Origin of the sequence: Rhodococcus sp. (in: high G+C Gram-positive bacteria) (genome assembly GCF_049286785.1) — a bacterium.
Lineage (GTDB): Bacteria > Actinomycetota > Actinomycetes > Mycobacteriales > Mycobacteriaceae > Rhodococcus_F.
This window is the reverse complement of record NZ_JBAQEO010000274.1, coordinates 13,481-28,216: the sequence shown is the minus strand read 5'-3', so window position 1 is coordinate 28,216 and position 14,736 is coordinate 13,481. Positions and strand designations below refer to the sequence as shown.

Genomic DNA, 14,736 nt, shown 5'->3' with positions numbered 1-14,736 from the left:
CCACCACCGCCTCCACCTCCACCGCCCCCAGCGGTTGAGATTCCCCCGGCGCCGGCACCGGCGCCTGCCCCGCCACCCCAGATTCGTTTGCAGATTCCGGGAATGCCACCGATCCTGATCCCGATCCCCTAGCGCCCAGGGATTTCGAACGCACGGTGCTCTAGGTCTACAGTGCTCTAGGTCTGCCGGGCCGCAGGCGTTAGCCTGGGCGCATGACCGAACGTGACCTCGACGTCGACGGATTCCATTGGCATATCGACGAAGTCGGTGACGGCCCGCCCGTGGTGATGTGTCATGGCTTTCCGGGGCTCGGCTACAGTTTTCGGCACCAGATGGGGGCGCTTGCCGAGGCCGGCTTCCGCGCTATCGCCCCCGACATGCCCGGCTACGGTGGCACCGATGTGCCCGCGTCGATCGGTGACTACACGAACGAGGCAGTCTCCGAACGATTGATCGGGCTCCTGGACACGTCAGGGGTGGAACGAGCTGTCGTCGTGGGCCACGATTTCGGTGCACCGGCCGCGTGGACGACTGCGTTGCGGTACCCGGAGCGGGTGTCCGGGTTGATCCTGCTCGCCGTGCCCTATGCGCCCGACCGGTTTCCGATGCGCCCTACCGAACTGTATGCGGCCATGGCGCGCAAACACTTTCTGCATATTCATTACTTCCAGGAGCCCGGGGTTGCAGACCGGGAACTCGACGCCGACCCGCGGGGATTCCTTCAGCGCTTGTTCTATGCGCTGTCCGGGGATTATCACTACCTCGACATCTGGGAGCACCCGTCGGAGGGCAACGGTTATCTGGATGTCCTGCCCGAGGCCCCGCCCTTGCCGTGGTCGTGGCTCACGCAGGTCGAATTCGACCGGTACGTCGAGGTCTTCGCGAAGACAGGTTTCACCGGCGGACTCAACTGGTATCGGGCGTACGACGCCAACTGGGAACGCAGCGAGTCCCTGGACGGTGCCGAAATCACAGTTCCGACACTGTTCGTGGCAGGTGCGAACGATCCCGTCATCACAATGAGCGGGCCGACGGCACTCGACCGGATGCGCAAGACCGTCCCCGATCTTCGGGGAGTCCACCTCCTGCAGGGCGCAGGACATTTCGTGCAGCAGGAGCGGCCGGGCGAGGTGAACGAGCTGATGCTGCAGTTTCTTGCGGGCATTGCATGACAGGGGCTCACATCGTTCGTCTCAGCTCCGGTTACCGGTCGCTTTTGCGTTCTGCCGCTTCGCTTTCTCTGTCTCGGTGAGCTCTACCACCCGATCTGCGCGGGCGCGCTTGTCGGCCGCCTCGCTCTGTTTGGCGGCGGCATCCTTCAACTGCGCCTTCGCGGGGGCAGCGGCTTTCTCCTCCTCGGCCTTGATCTTCGCCTGTTTGCTCCGCTTTGCGGCTTCCGCCGCCTTCTGACGCTGCGCGGCCTGCTCGTCGGCCTGCTTCTCGGCGGCGGCCTTGCGTTCTTCGGCCTCCCGCACGGCGGCGCGTTTGCGCTCCTCCTCGCGTGCGCGGGCCTGTGCCACCTTGCGCTGCTTCTCTTCGTGCGCCTTCTCCTGCTGCTCGTTCGCCTGCCGGTGGTTGGCCCGCAGCTCGGCGCCGGCCTTCTGCTCCTTCAGTGCGGCCTCCTCGTCGAGCACTGCGGCACGGGCCAGCGCGTCGGTTCGCTGGGACAGCGCACTGCCGCGTTGCACCAGGTCGTGATCGCCCAGGACACTGCCGACGGTCCCGTCGAGCATCCCCAGACCACGCTCGTACATGAGTCGGGCGGATGCTTCGGTGGGCATCCGCGACATCACCTGCTGTTCGATCACCTGCAGCGGGAACCTCGCGATCTTGTACTGCACACGCAGAACGGCCAAGGGCACACTGACGATATTCATCGGTTCTCTCATCCTTTGCGGGTGGGTGTTCAGGAAACGTCGGCGTCGTCGCCGAGTCTTTCGGCTTCGCGCCGGGCCCGGTCGGCTTCCTCGCGGGCCTCGGCGGTATCGGCTTCGTTCCGCTGCCGGGCTTCGTCCTGCTGAAGCCGACCTTCTGCGGTCAGGGAGTCGTTGCCGGTCACAGCGCCGGCAACTTCTTTCGCCTTGCCCTTGATCGAGTCCAGCAGTCGTTCGCGGGCTTCTCCGGACGTGTTGTGATCGCTCATGAAGCTTCTCTCCTGACGTAGGGGGCTGAAACTCGTGATGTGCTGCCCGCACGGTCGAGTAACCGGAAACGCGAATGACCAATCGCAAGGGATCACATAGCATCGCGCCATGACTGCGCACACCGAATCGTGGTACGCCGACTTGCTGGACACCGTCGCGACATCGCACCGGGCCGTGGAGGTCACGTTGGCGCGGCTCACGGACGACGAGGCGCGTGGGCCGTCGCTGCTGCCGGGATGGAGTCGGGGGCACGTCGTGACGCATATGGCGAGAAATGCGGATGCGCTGAATCGGTTCGCCATGGGTGCGATCACCGGTGTGCCGGCGGCCGAAATGTATCCCGGGGGCCCGGTGGCGCGGGCATCGGCGATCGAGGAGGGCGCCGACCGGCCGGCGGAACTGCTCGCCGCGGACTTCCGATTTGCCGGACGGCGGGTGCTCGATTCGCTCGGGAGAATTCCGGCCGATCGATTTCTGGAGCCGGTGAATTGGCGTAAAGCTGTTACAGCACACTTCATTCCGGTGCTGCGGTGGCGTGAGCTGGAAATTCATCACGCCGACCTGGGGCTCGGCTACACGCCCGCGGACTGGCCCGAGAACTTCGTGGAGGGCACCCTGGAGTCGGAACTTCCGGCGCTGCGCGAACACCACCCGGACGTTCGAGTGCCGGATCTACCTCATGCAGAACTGCTGGCGTGGCTGATCGGGCGGCCGATGCGGGACGGCTTGCCCGCCGTCCCGGCCTGGCCCTTCTGAGAACGCGGTCAGGCGTACTCGGCCGACGCGATCGAGGCGGCTTCGTCGAGCGCGTCCCAGACGAGTTCGTAGCGCTTGCGGGTCATCTCGTCGGCACCGCCGAGGAGTGCGTCGAACAACGACTTCGGGTTCTCCTGCCACGACAGCGCGAGGGCGCCGACGGCCTCGGCGGTGAACAGCCCGGAGCGGGCTGCGGCCTCGACCCACTCTTCGAGTTCGCCGTCCTGGATCCGCTCGACGGCGTCCTGGTCGACGTCTCCGTCACCGAGATCGAGAGAGAACATGGCGCCGAAGACGTCGTTGCTCGGGGCCGGGACAACGGAATCGGCGAGCGTTCCGGCCGAGTGGCCACCGTGTGTGTTCGGTTCGGTGTACATCGGATCCTGCACCTCCTCGAGTCAGTGCGGAGAAGCCCGACTCGCCTTCGTAACGATTTGCTGATGGAAGAAACACTAAGGCCTCAATTTGTGAGCACAGTAAACGTTCTCTGAGACCTACGCTGTGAGCCTCATCACAGTTAACGAACTGTTAGCGCACGCGCAGCACTATTTCGGTGGGATGCGCGTCGGCAGGTGTCTCGACTGCCTGGCGTACCGCTCGCGCGACGGTGGCGGGCTTCAGGTACTTCTCCGGGTGGTACTCGTCGCCCTCACCGGCCACGATGGCGCGCTGCATGTCGGTGTCGATCCGACCGGGATGCAGCGACGTGACCCGCAGTCGTGGTTCCTCGAGGCGTAGCGCGTCGCCGAAGGCGCGGAGCGCAAATTTACTTGCCGCATAGGACGCCCATCCCGCGTTGGCGCGGAGTCCGGCGCCAGAATTGATCAGAACCACGTGGCCACCGCGAGACCGCAGGGCCGGCAGCAGTAGGCGCGTCAGCTCGGCCACCGCGATCACGTTCGCCTCGAGGGTGCGGCGCCACTGCTCGACACCGGAGTCGGCGACACTCGCGAGGTCTGCGATCCCGGCGTTGTGCACGAGCACGTCGAGCTCGTCGATCGGCGCGCAGGCCGCGGCCACGGCGTCGTAGTCGGTGAGTTCCACAGCCCACGGGGTGGCCGCCGGGAGTTCGGTGAGGATCTCGGTCAGCGAAGCCGCCGACCGGGCTCCGAGAAACAGGTCGTGCGTGGGTGCGAGTTCACGGGCGATGGCGGCCCCGAGGCCTCGGCTTGCTCCGGTGATCAGGGCGCTCGGCATGTCCCGAGGCTAGCGAACCCCGCGGCCCTCGGCCGTCCAGTGCTGCCACCTCAGGTTACGGACAGCGATCACCGGACCCTCCGGACGCATGTCGGCATACTGCGGATACTTGGCCGCCAGGGCGTCGATCGCGGCCGTACCTTCGGGTGTGGAGGCGTCGAGCACCTCGGCGTGGCCGTCCACCCGTACCCACCACAATCGGTTCCAGTCGTCGTCGTAGTGGTCGACGAGCAGACTGACGGCGGAGTTGACCGCGATGTTCTTCAGACGTCGTAATGCATTGGTGCGTTTAGGTTTGTGATCGACACAGGAGTAGAGGGTGTTCCCTTCGACCGTGAAGACCAGCGGAACCAGATGTGGAACCCCGTCCGCGTCGGCCGTAGCGAGCCGCGCTACCCGGGCCGCTGCGAAACGCGCCGCCGGCTCCATCAGGCCTCCCCTCGATGTGGGTCACTCCGTGACCAGTGTGACGCCAGTCGGGTCGGGGCACAGCGTTGCGGTGAACTCCGTCAGGACGCGACACTGAAGCCATGGACCCCGACGACGCGATGGATCCGGTTCAGGCCTTGCGTGAGACCGCGTTCTGGCTCGAGCGGTCCCGCGCGGAGACCCACCGGGTGAAGGCGTACCGGCGGGCGGCTGACGTGGTGGCCGGGCTCACCGAGGAGCAACGCGAGATCCGCAGGCGCACCGACAGTTGGACGGACCTCCCCGGCATCGGGCCGAAGACGGCCGCGGTGATCCGGGAATCACTGCGCGGTGTTCCCGCCTACCTCGAGCAGTTGCGTGTTTCCGCCGAACCGATCGGGGGTGGGCAACTGCGGGAGGCACTCAAAGGGGATCTGCACACGCACTCGGACTGGTCGGACGGCGGCAGTCCGATCGACGAGATGATGCGCAGCGCAGCGGCTCTCGGGCACGAATACTGTGCGCTCACTGATCATTCCCCGAAACTGACGATCGCCAACGGGCTGTCCGCCGACCGATTGCGTTCACAGCTGGAAGTGATCGCCCGGCTCAATGAGGAGCTTGCGCCGTTCCGCATCCTCACGGGCATCGAGGTCGACATCCTCGATGACGGTTCACTCGACCAGGACCCCGATCTTCTCGACGAGCTCGACATGGTGGTCGCGAGCGTTCACTCGAAGTTGCGGGCAGAGCCGGGGGCGATGACGCGCCGCATGCTCATGGCAGTCGAGAATCCCCGTGTCGACATCCTGGGCCATTGCACGGGCCGTCTCGTCGAGGGTGGGCGTGGGACCCGGCCGGAGTCGAAATTCGACGCGGAGAGGGTGTTCACGGCGTGCCGGGACTCGGGTACCGCCATCGAGATCAACAGCCGGCCCGAGCGACAGGATCCGCCGAGTCGGCTGATCGATCTGGCGCTCGATCTCGGCTGCCTGTTCGCGATCGACACCGACGCCCACGCCCCGGGTCAACTCGCCTGGCTGGGTTACGGGTGCGACCGCGCTCTGCGGTGCGGGGTGGATCCCGACCGCGTCGTCAACACCTGGTCGGCCGACGATCTGCTGTCCTGGGCGGGGTGACCGCCCCCTCGCGACGAAGATCGCCCTTACACTTGGCGGCGGGTTCCGAAAAGAGGGGCATTCACGGAGTGAAGAAGGTCGGTATCAGCACATCGTCGGCGGTCGATCCGGGGCCTGCTGCGCGTGCACTCCTTCAGGAGCTCGCCTCGGCCATGAATACGCACCGTGCCGAGATCGCGGAGCGAATCACGCACGCCACCGCTGAGATCACTGCGCTGGCCTACGATCGATCGGTCCTCGAGGGGTTCGATCTCGGTGCCCGAGAGGCTGTCGCATCAATCGCGCATCTACTGCGCCAGGACGTCGAGCTCGATCGGATCGAGGCGACCCCGGCGGCGATCGGATATGCCCGGCTGCTCGCCCAACGTGACATTTCGATCACCGTTCTCGAGCGGGGCTACCGTCTCGTTCAGGACACCGTCGTACATTGGTGTCTCGAGGAGCTCGCGGAACTCAGTGACGACGCGAAGGCAATCACCCAGACTGCCCTGGCGGTCACGACGATGATCTCTGCTCGTACCAACGCGGTCTCGGAACAACTGCTGAGCGTCTACGACTCCGAACGCGAAATGTGGTTGCTCAACCGCAACACGTCGCGATCCGCGAGAATCGGCGACATCCTCGAGGGGCGCCCCATCGAGGTCGGCGCCGCGGAGAGCGCCCTCGGTTACCGCCTCGATCAACATCACCTCGGCATGATCATCTGGACCGACGTCGCCGAGAAATCCGAGGACGAACTGATCCTCCTGGAACTTTCGGTGACTGCGCTCGCCGAGCGCCTCGGAGCTGTGGCGAGGCCGCTGTTCGAGCCCCGCGACGAACACACCGCTTGGGCCTGGCTGCCTCTCGGACACGAAAAACAGGTCGATGTACCGGGATTGGCCGAGATCGTCGCAGGCTGGGACCGCCCCGTCACGGTGGCCCTCGGCGAACCACAGCGCGGGGTCGGTGGGTTCGTCCGCACGCACCGGCAGGCCGTCCAAGCGCGGATGGTGGCGCAGGCTTCGCGCATGCCCCGTCCGTGTCTGGTTCCGATCACCGACGTCGGTGCGGTGGCGTTGATGTGTTCGGACCTCGACGCAGCCAGCGACTGGGTGAGCGATCTTCTGGGCCCCCTTGCGTACGATGATCCCGCCTCCGCGCAGTTGCGCGAAACCCTGCGCGAATTCCTTTCCCGCGGAGGGAGTTACACCGCTGCTGGCACCGCGTTGCACATGCACAAGAATTCGGTCGCCTACCGGATCCACAAGATCGAGGATCAGCTCGGACACGCCGTCCGTGAGCAGAGGCTCGAGCTCGAAAACGCATTGGCGCTGTGCTATTGGCTCGGTGAGACCGTGCTTGCCCCCAATCCGGAAGAGCCCGGAGCTGCCGGCCGCGGTCCGGTGTGACACTCTTCGGTATGGACGACGGAGATTGCCGTGAACAGGAAACAACCGGAACGCTCATCGTTGTCGGCGGTTTGCCTGCAACCGGCAAGACAACCATCGCGACACTCCTCGCGCGCCGATTACGCACGCAGTATCTGCGGATCGACACGATAGAGCAGGCGCTGGTGGAGTCGGGCGAGCTGAAGCGACCCGTGACGGCGGGTTATGCGGTCGGATATGCGATTGCGGCCGATCAATTATGTTTGGGCCACACCGTTGTCGTCGAGTGTGTCAACCCATTGCAGCTCACCCGGCGAGCGTGGGAAACGGTCGCTCGCGAGCATTCGGCGCGGCTGGTGAACGTCGAAGTCGTCTGCTCCGATTCCGTCGAACACCGACGGCGGGCCGAGCATCGTAGCGTCGATATTCCAGGCCTGGTGCCGCCCACCTGGCGGCAGATCGTCGAGCGCGAGTACGAGCCCTGGGAGGAGGACAGGCTTGTCCTGGACACCTCGATGTTCGATCCCGGTGAGGCGGTCCAGCTCGTCGTCGATCAGCTTTCGGCACGGCGATGAGGCGATGTCACTGCCACGGGTGCCGCCGCATCTGCGCCGCCGTGTCACGGCGTGATCGGCGGGAGGGCCGCCACGATGCGCTGCGTGTCCGCGTCCGTCCAGCCCTCCGGCGCGGCCACCGCAGCCCAGGCGTACGGGATCAGGTCCTCGTAGTTGTGCCCGTGCCCGAGCGGCGGTGACGTCCCGCGCATCACGTCGGCGGCCACTTGCCAGAACGTCACGATCGGATACCACCGCATGGCCGGAGTCCGATCGTCTCCCGGCGCTTCGGTGAGCCAGTCGGGCCGCGAGAACAGAAGGCCCGGACCCCACCACACGACGGGGTCCGAAGCATGCTGCAGATACAGCACCCGCGGTTCGACCCACGGCTGAGTGGTGGGTGCCAAATCTGCTGCGTCCGCGGCGAATCTGACGATGAGGCCGCCGGCATAGGTGGGAAGCACCTCGGGGGTGCCGGGGTCTCGCCGTTCCACGATGTCACGCCACATGCGGTTGGAGTTCGGTGGTCCGACGAACAGTGCGCCGTCGATCGATGCACGGAGATCTCCCAGATCGTCGAAGGCGGCCTCAGCCGATTGCGAGCCGAGGCTCTCGCCGTAGACGACGAGACGGGGACGCCGATCCTCGGGCAGCTGGGACCAGCGCTGATGAATACCGTCGATGAGTGCTTCTCCGGCGGCGCCCGCGACGGAACCGTCGACGAGGAAGGACAGCCAGCTGGGCAGGAACGAATACTGTATGGCGGCGATCGCGGAGTCACCGTTGTACATCATCTCGATGGAGTCGGCGGCGACGGGATTGACCCAACCTGTTCCGGTCGTTGCGGACACCACGAGGATCCGCCGGTCCCACGCCCCGGTTCGGTCGAGTTCGTCGAGAACCAGATTCACCTGGCCGGCGGTGTCCGCAGCGGATTGCAGACCGGCATACACGCGTATCGGTTCCCGAGCGGGGGCATCGTTGATCTGCGCCAGTTCGGCAGATGTCAGACCACCGTCGACGAACGAGCGGCCCTGGCGACCGAGGGTGTCCCACGCCGCAACCGAAGCGGGACTGCCCGAACGTTCTGCCTCCATCGGCTGCGCGACGCCGGGGGCGGTGCTGTTGTTGGCACCGGCGAAGACGAGGCGGGCGGCGCCCGAACTGCCGGCCAGGATCACCTCGTCGACGAAGATGGCTACCACGACCGTCAGCAGGATCGGTGCGACGATCTGCGCTGCCGGGGCGGAGATGTGCAGTCGTGTGCTGAGGAGCCGGGCGAACGACCGGGCCAGTTGCCGGACACCCCGGCTGATCAGCAGCACGACGGTGAAGATGGCCACCGTGATGGCACCGACGCGCAGATACGCAACCGACGGGGTCGGCGAAACACCCATCAGGGCTTCGATATCGGCTTGCCAGTTGGCCGCCACCAGCAGCGTGCCGATCACCGTTGCCACAGCCAAGGCGGCGATGATGATCTCTGCTGCCAGGGCGACCCTGCGTTGGAGCGGCCACCAGGCGAACAGCGGTTCTATCCACCTGCGGAACGGGTATGCGAGAAGCAGCCCGATTCCGTATCCCGTCACGCTGGTGGTCCCGCTGACGATCCCCTGGTAGAGCCAGTCCCGTGGAATCAGTGACGGACTCAGGCTCCACGCGAAGAAGAAAAGGGCGAACACCAGGCCGATGAAATCCAACCCGAGAACTGTGACGTTGCGGCGCGCACTGCCGGCACTGCCCGCACTGCGCGGACTGTCGGGCTGCACCTCTGCGCGGGAACGTGTTTCGCTCACCAGCTGACAGTATCCCGCCCCCACGTCGATCGGGCGGGCACATGCGGGCCGTCGTCCCAGTGGATTCCGTAGAACGGCTATGCGGCGTGCGCCCCGGCTCGCGCCCTGGTCAGGATGAGCAGTGCACCCAAGGCGATGAATGCGCTGATGACCATGGCGACGGCCATCGGGACTGCGGTGTGTTCCCCGCCGATACCCACCAGCGGGGAGATCGCGGCGGCCAGCAGGAACTGGAGTGCTCCGAGGACGGCCGAACCGGTGCCGGCGGCCTGCCGCGCCTCGCCGAGTGCCAGGGTGGTGGCGTTGGCGATGACCAGGCCGAGGCTGGCCATGGAGCACCACAGCAGGATCAGCGTGGCCCAGAGAGCGGGCCCGACGACGCTGTTGACCAGCATCAGGGCGGACATCACGGCAAGCAGCACGAGGCCGATCCGCAGGGTGCTGCGTTCGCCGAGCTTGGCGACGAGCCCGCCGTTGGCGACGCTGGCGATCACGAGGCCCACGGCGTTGGCGGTGAAGGCCACGGTGTACATGGTGGGCGAGAGTCCGTGAACGTTCTGCAGGACGAACGGAGACGCGGAGATGTAGGCGAACATGACACCGAAAGCGAACGCGTAGGCCAGTGTGAACCCGACGTATCGACGGTTGCCGAGCACGGCACGGGCGTCGCGCAGCATTGCTGTGGCCCCGCCGGCGGTGCGTCGTTCCTTGGGATGGCTCTCGGACACGAACAGAAGCACGCAGACGAACATCACTGCGGACAGCACGGTCAGCGCCCAGAAGACTCCGCGCCAGCCCAAGTTGGTGACGATCACGCCACCGAGCAGGGGGGCGATGATCGGGGCGACGGCGTTGATGACGATCAACAGGCTGAACAGCTTCGCTGCGGCGGCGCCTCGGGCGCGGTCGGAGATCACGGCCCGGCCGAGCACAATGCCTGCTGCTCCGGCAAATCCCTGCACGAACCGTGAGACGGCGAGAAGTTCGATGGTGGGGGCGAGGGCGGACGTCGCGCTGAACAGTGCTGTGAGGAGGGTGCCTGCGATCAACAGGGGCCGTCGGCCGTACCGGTCCGACAGCGGTCCGATGACGAGCTGCCCGATGGCGAGGCCGACCAGGAAGGTCGTGAGCGTCAGCTGCACTGCCGAAGCGCTGGTGCCGAACTCCACCGCCATGGCGGGGAACGCGGGCAAATACATGTCGATGGCCAGGGGTGCAACTGCGGCCAGCAGGGCGAGAGTCGCGATCAACTTCGGCGGGAAGTGGGGGGATCGCTGCTCGGTGTGGGGAGCAGTGCCCGCCTTTCCGTGCTCTACGTTTCCTGCCACGGCTACGCCGGATTCCTGTAGGTGCTGGTTCACATTGCCCTTCCGATTCTAAAACTATATCTAGAATTATATATACTCTAATGGCTAGACTTGTTCCGTGTCCAACAACGCACCCGCAGTCGACGATGACGTCCAACGCCTGGCGCACACCGCGCGTTCTCTGGTGTGGGCGTTGCGCCGCTTCGGAGAGCGAGAAGCCGGGCTGGCCAGGCTTCCCCAGTCGGAGATCGACGTGCTCCGTGCCGTGGAGGAAAACCCTGGGAGCACCGTGTCCGAGATCGCCCGGTTCCTGGGTCTGCAGAGCAGCAATGTGAGCACCACCGTCCGCAACCTCGTGGAGCGAGGACTGGTCGAGAGGCGGCTCGATCCCGAGGACCGGCGCTCGCACCGGCTGCACCTGACAGCCCTGTCCGAGCGCAACAGGCGGTTGATCGATGAGATGTGGAACCGCGGAATCCGCAATCTCCTGAACGACATGAGTCCCGACGACGCCGCGCGGCTCGTCGAAGCGGCTCCACTACTGGCGCGGCTGGGATCCATGCCGATCGACTGAAAAGCCTGGATCCGTGCGGGCGCCGACAGCATCGACGATATCGATGTGCCGCGTTCCGGTGGGATGAAAGTCCTGTGAGATCGCCGGCAAGCAGGTCCTACGCAAGGGGCTGACCCCTCTCGCGGCGATCGTCAGCAGCCGGAGGTCGAGGCTGATGCCTCCGCATGCGGGGCGCACACGCAGGGCGACGGCGACGCACTCCTCCGATTCAGCGGAGTGCAGCCGCCGATTCCAGGCTCGCGTACCGGTCGATCGCATCGAGCTCGTCTGCGGTCAGCTCTGCCATCTCGAGGGCCTCGAGGTTGTGCTCGAGTTGCCACACGGAGCTCGCTCCGATGAGGGCGCTCGTCACTTCCGGCCGACGCAGCACCCATTGCAGTGCAAGTTGCGCCAGTGATTGCCCCCGCGAAGCCGCGATCTCGTTCAGTCCTGCCACCCGGCCCCGGTACACATCGGTGATCGCATCCGGTGAGAGGAAGGCGCTGTCAGCCGCCCTCGAATCGCCGGGGATGCTGCCGTTCAGATACTTGTCCGTGAGAAGTCCCTGCGCGAGCGGGGAGAATGCGATCAAACCGGTGCCGTCCGCTGTCGCGAGATCGAGCAGCCCCTCGGTGTCCGCCCGCTGATCGAATATCGAGTATCGCGTCTGGTGGATTGCCAGGGGAACACCCGCTTCCCGCAGCAACTTCGCCGCCTCCTGCGCGCGGTCCGCTCGATAGTTGGATATGCCGACATAGAGTGCCTTGCCCTGACGGACCGCGGTGGCGAGCGCATCCACGGTCTCCTCCAGCGGGGTGTGCAGATCCGGGCTGTGGGAGTAGAAAATGTCGACGTAGTCCACACCCAGATCACGCAGACTGATCTCGAGGGAGGACAACAGGGTCTTGCGCGAGCCTCCCGAGTGATAGGGGCTCGGTCCGATGGGATTGCCGGCTTTGGAGGCGATCACGATCTCTTCGCGGTACGCCCCGAGGTCCTCCCGTAGGATCCGGCCGAAATTCTTCTCCGCGGCGCGGAAGGGCGGCCCGTAGCGGTTTGCGAGGTCGAACGAGATGATTCCCAGATCAAAGGCTCGCAGGACGATGTCCCGTTGCGTCGCATAGGGATGCTGATCACCGAACTTCTGCCACAAGCCGAAGGAGAAGCGGGAAAGCTGCAGCCCGCTGTGCCCGGACCTACTGAATTCGGCTTTCTCGTAGCGCTGTTCGTCTGCAGTGTGAGGCACGTGGACTTCACTTTCTCTTAACATGCTCAGAGGAGGGTGTTTTCGAGCTTCAGACCCGCACGGTGTCTTGCTCGGAGCCGGTGGCCACCAGAGCGGATCCGTGTATCCCCAGGCGGCCGTACTGTTCGGACAGCACCGAGGCGGCTTTCAGCAACCCGTTGTCGTCGAGATTCGACGTGGTCGGAAGGTTCACTGCCCCCGGGATATGACCACCCGCCGGGCGCCCGTCATCGCCTCGTCCACCATGCCCGGGCGGCCGTGATCCCGTGCCGGTCGTCATAGACGACAATCGCGTCACCGTCGTTGACCCCCCCTCGAGTGCTTGGGTGAACCGGACGTCGAGAATCCGAACGGCGTCCAGCGTTGCAAGTTCTTCTGCGCTGATGAAGAAACCGGTTCTGCGGTCGGTGAAAGGTCACGGCGTGACCTCCGCGTCGGCCTGCTCCTCGATGCGGGTGAGTGCCTCGTAGATCTCGCTCTCGCGTGCAAGCAGGCCGATATCGCCCCTGCGGCGCGGCCTGGGCTCGTCGATCACGAACTCCCGGAATACTCGCCCCGGCCGCGGCGAGAGCAGGACGACGCGGTCGGCAAGGTAGACCGCCTCCCCCACGTCGTGAGTGACGAAGACGATCGTCCGGCGATGGGTCTCCCACAGCGCCAGCAGATCCCGCTGCAGCTGGATGCGTGTCAGGTGGTCGACGGCCCCGAACGGCTCGTCCATCAACAGGACGTCCGGCTCGGCGGCCAGCGCTCGCGCGATGCCCGCGCGCTGACGCATCCCACCGGACAGTTGGTGCGGGTACTTCTTCTCGAACCCGACGAGGCCGACCTGGGCAAGGTACTTTCCGGCCGCCTCGCGCCGTTCGGACTTGCCCACTCCGCGAAACTCGAGCCCGATCTCCACGTTGCGCTGAACGGTTCGCCACGGGTACAGCGACGCGTCCTGGAACACCACACCGATCCGGTCGTTGGTCCCCTGCACCGGCTTTCCTTCGAACAGCACCTCACCCTGGGTCTTCTCCTGCAGGCCGGCCAGGATCTCGAGGAGAGTGCTCTTGCCACACCCGCTCGGGCCGAGGAGAACGACGAACTCACCCTCCTCGATGGTCAGGTCGATTCCGTCGAGCGCGTGCACCGGCGGAGTGGTAGGGAACTGTTTGCCCAGTCCCTGTATTTCGAAGGTTGCCACGGACTTACCTCACTGATGTTGTTGCGCCGCTGTATCTCTGTGTTCAGCGAGCAGGCTGCGGGTAGGAGAATTCCTTCACGTACTCCTGCGGAATGAACTGGGTATCGATGTACTTGTCCGCGTCGTATCGGGCGTTCTGGAAGCCCACGGCGATCTCGACATCCTGTGTGTCCTGGATCGCGACGGGGTCGATGGCCGGGTTGTTGTCCCAGATGTCGTCTTCCTGCTGGAGCGCGAGTTCCACGGCTTTCGGGTCGATCGTGCCCAGCTTCGCCTGCAGCCACGGCAGGTACTCGTCGTAGTGTTCCTTGGCGTATGTGTAGGACTTGAAATATGCGCTCAGGCCCCGGCGTAGCAGCTCAGGATCTTCGTTGATCACGTTGTTGCCGGCGATGAGAACTCCGGTGTGGTAGGTGGGGAGGTAGTCCCAGCCGCGGGCCAGGGTCACGGACTTTCGGTCGAGCTCCCCCAAGGCCGGGAACGGCTGGTGGATGATCGTCGCGTCCACCTGACCGGTGGTGAGGGTGCCGAACGCCTGTTCGTTCACACCGTTGGCGATGAAGCTGACGTCGTCGGGGTTGACACCGTTGTCGCTGAGGATTTTGCGGGTATAGGTTTCCATGCTGCTGCCGGCCTGGGCGATTCCGACCGTTTTGCCCTTCAGGTCCGCGACGGAGTTGATGCCGGGGCGCGCGATGAGGAAGAACGGGCCTTTGCTCCGGAAGGCGGAGCTGACGATCTTGATGGGTGCGCCCTTTTCGGCCGCGCGCAGGTAGTTGCTGGTAGGGCCGAAAGCGAACGTCAGTTCTCCGGTGGCAACGCCGGTGACCGCGTCCTGAACCTGGGTGAACTTCACGTCGAGGTCTTCCTCGTCGAAGAAGCCCTTCTCGACACCGAATCGGATCGGGAGCTGTGTGTAGGAGGTGCTGTCTTGTAGCGTCAGGGTGCTGCGGCCTTCGCCGGACGAGGTGTCGTCACCCGCAAGGGATTCGACGCTGCCGGAGCAGCCGGTTACCGCCAGTGTCAATGCGACTGCGCCGACGAGCATGGCTAGAGGTCTCTTGGTGAACACGCTTG

16 protein-coding genes and 2 pseudogenes are annotated in these 14,736 nt (G+C 65.3%); 6 read left to right on the top strand and 12 right to left on the bottom strand.

Features of this window, described 5'->3' with window-relative positions; genetic code table 11:
- Nucleotides 1-212: 212 nt before the first annotated feature.
- On the top strand, nt 213-1,172 hold the full coding sequence (locus tag WAW17_RS11040) for an alpha/beta fold hydrolase (RefSeq protein ID WP_422333020.1): 960 nt from the start codon (nt 213-215) through the stop codon (nt 1,170-1,172).
- A 21-nt stretch (nt 1,173-1,193) separates the two neighbouring features.
- Here WAW17_RS11040 and WAW17_RS11035 read toward each other — a convergent pair whose 3' ends face one another.
- Nucleotides 1,194-1,877, bottom strand: coding sequence for an IF2 family translation initiation factor (locus tag WAW17_RS11035; protein WP_422333019.1), 684 nt, complete (start codon nt 1,875-1,877; stop codon nt 1,194-1,196).
- Nucleotides 1,878-1,924: 47 nt separating this feature from the next.
- A pseudogene (locus WAW17_RS11030) lies at nt 1,925-2,143 on the bottom strand (CsbD family protein); the annotation flags it as partial.
- A 109-nt stretch (nt 2,144-2,252) separates the two neighbouring features.
- Here WAW17_RS11030 and WAW17_RS11025 point away from each other — a divergent pair.
- Nucleotides 2,253-2,900 carry a maleylpyruvate isomerase N-terminal domain-containing protein gene (locus WAW17_RS11025; protein ID WP_422333018.1) on the top strand — a complete coding sequence of 216 codons (648 nt, stop codon included), beginning with the start codon at nt 2,253-2,255 and terminating at the stop codon, nt 2,898-2,900.
- A gap of 8 nt (nt 2,901-2,908) precedes the next feature.
- Here the strand turns inward: WAW17_RS11025 and WAW17_RS11020 are convergent, their stop codons facing one another.
- The 3 genes from WAW17_RS11020 to WAW17_RS11010 form a co-directional block, all read right to left on the bottom strand.
- Nucleotides 2,909-3,277 carry a hypothetical protein gene (locus tag WAW17_RS11020; protein WP_422333017.1) on the bottom strand — a complete coding sequence of 123 codons (369 nt, stop codon included), beginning with the start codon at nt 3,275-3,277 and terminating at the stop codon, nt 2,909-2,911.
- A gap of 151 nt (nt 3,278-3,428) precedes the next feature.
- Nucleotides 3,429-4,097, bottom strand: a complete 669-nt coding sequence (locus tag WAW17_RS11015; protein ID WP_422333016.1) for an SDR family oxidoreductase — start codon at nt 4,095-4,097, stop codon at nt 3,429-3,431.
- Between the two features lie 9 nt (nt 4,098-4,106).
- Nucleotides 4,107-4,526 (bottom strand): TIGR03668 family PPOX class F420-dependent oxidoreductase, encoded by a 420-nt coding sequence (locus WAW17_RS11010; protein WP_422333015.1) that lies wholly within the window; start codon nt 4,524-4,526, stop codon nt 4,107-4,109.
- Nucleotides 4,527-4,645: 119 nt separating this feature from the next.
- Between WAW17_RS11010 and WAW17_RS11005 the strand changes: the two genes are divergently transcribed.
- The 3 genes from WAW17_RS11005 to WAW17_RS10995 all read left to right on the top strand — a co-directional run bounded on the left by WAW17_RS11005 (nt 4,646) and on the right by WAW17_RS10995 (nt 7,589).
- The gene (locus tag WAW17_RS11005) at nt 4,646-5,644 is read left to right on the top strand and encodes a PHP domain-containing protein (protein ID WP_422333022.1); all 999 of its coding nucleotides are present in this window, start codon (nt 4,646-4,648) and stop codon (nt 5,642-5,644) included.
- A 152-nt stretch (nt 5,645-5,796) separates the two neighbouring features.
- Nucleotides 5,797-7,035, top strand: a complete 1,239-nt coding sequence (locus WAW17_RS11000) for a PucR family transcriptional regulator (RefSeq protein WP_422333014.1) — start codon at nt 5,797-5,799, stop codon at nt 7,033-7,035.
- 11 nt (nt 7,036-7,046) lie between these two features.
- Nucleotides 7,047-7,589: an AAA family ATPase gene (locus WAW17_RS10995; RefSeq protein ID WP_422333013.1), complete on the top strand. Its 543-nt coding sequence runs from the start codon at nt 7,047-7,049 to the stop codon at nt 7,587-7,589.
- Between the two features lie 44 nt (nt 7,590-7,633).
- Here WAW17_RS10995 and WAW17_RS10990 read toward each other — a convergent pair whose 3' ends face one another.
- Together WAW17_RS10990 and WAW17_RS10985 are read right to left on the bottom strand one after the other, a co-directional pair.
- Entirely contained in the window at nt 7,634-9,364 is a 1,731-nt protein-coding gene (locus WAW17_RS10990; protein WP_422333012.1) for an alpha/beta hydrolase, read from the bottom strand.
- A 77-nt stretch (nt 9,365-9,441) separates the two neighbouring features.
- The gene (locus WAW17_RS10985) at nt 9,442-10,692 is read right to left on the bottom strand and encodes a multidrug effflux MFS transporter (RefSeq protein WP_422333011.1); all 1,251 of its coding nucleotides are present in this window, start codon (nt 10,690-10,692) and stop codon (nt 9,442-9,444) included.
- A 97-nt stretch (nt 10,693-10,789) separates the two neighbouring features.
- On the opposite strand from WAW17_RS10985, the gene WAW17_RS10980 reads away from it, so the two are divergent.
- Nucleotides 10,790-11,245 carry a MarR family winged helix-turn-helix transcriptional regulator gene (locus WAW17_RS10980; protein WP_422333010.1) on the top strand — a complete coding sequence of 152 codons (456 nt, stop codon included), beginning with the start codon at nt 10,790-10,792 and terminating at the stop codon, nt 11,243-11,245.
- Nucleotides 11,246-11,453: 208 nt separating this feature from the next.
- Here the strand turns inward: WAW17_RS10980 and WAW17_RS10975 are convergent, their stop codons facing one another.
- The 5 genes and pseudogenes from WAW17_RS10975 to WAW17_RS10955 all read right to left on the bottom strand — a co-directional run bounded on the left by WAW17_RS10975 (nt 11,454) and on the right by WAW17_RS10955 (nt 14,731).
- Nucleotides 11,454-12,494, bottom strand: coding sequence for an aldo/keto reductase (locus WAW17_RS10975; RefSeq protein WP_422333009.1), 1,041 nt, complete (start codon nt 12,492-12,494; stop codon nt 11,454-11,456).
- A 25-nt stretch (nt 12,495-12,519) separates the two neighbouring features.
- Complete coding sequence (locus WAW17_RS10970; protein WP_422333008.1) at nt 12,520-12,663, bottom strand: hypothetical protein; 144 nt, start codon at nt 12,661-12,663, stop codon at nt 12,520-12,522.
- Nucleotides 12,664-12,700: 37 nt separating this feature from the next.
- Nucleotides 12,701-12,787 (bottom strand): annotated as a pseudogene (locus tag WAW17_RS10965) (sulfurtransferase); the annotation flags it as partial.
- A 98-nt stretch (nt 12,788-12,885) separates the two neighbouring features.
- Nucleotides 12,886-13,659 (bottom strand): ABC transporter ATP-binding protein, encoded by a 774-nt coding sequence (locus tag WAW17_RS10960; RefSeq protein WP_422333007.1) that lies wholly within the window; start codon nt 13,657-13,659, stop codon nt 12,886-12,888.
- 43 nt (nt 13,660-13,702) lie between these two features.
- Nucleotides 13,703-14,731, bottom strand: coding sequence for an ABC transporter substrate-binding protein (locus WAW17_RS10955; RefSeq protein ID WP_422333006.1), 1,029 nt, complete (start codon nt 14,729-14,731; stop codon nt 13,703-13,705).
- Nucleotides 14,732-14,736 lie beyond the last annotated feature (5 nt).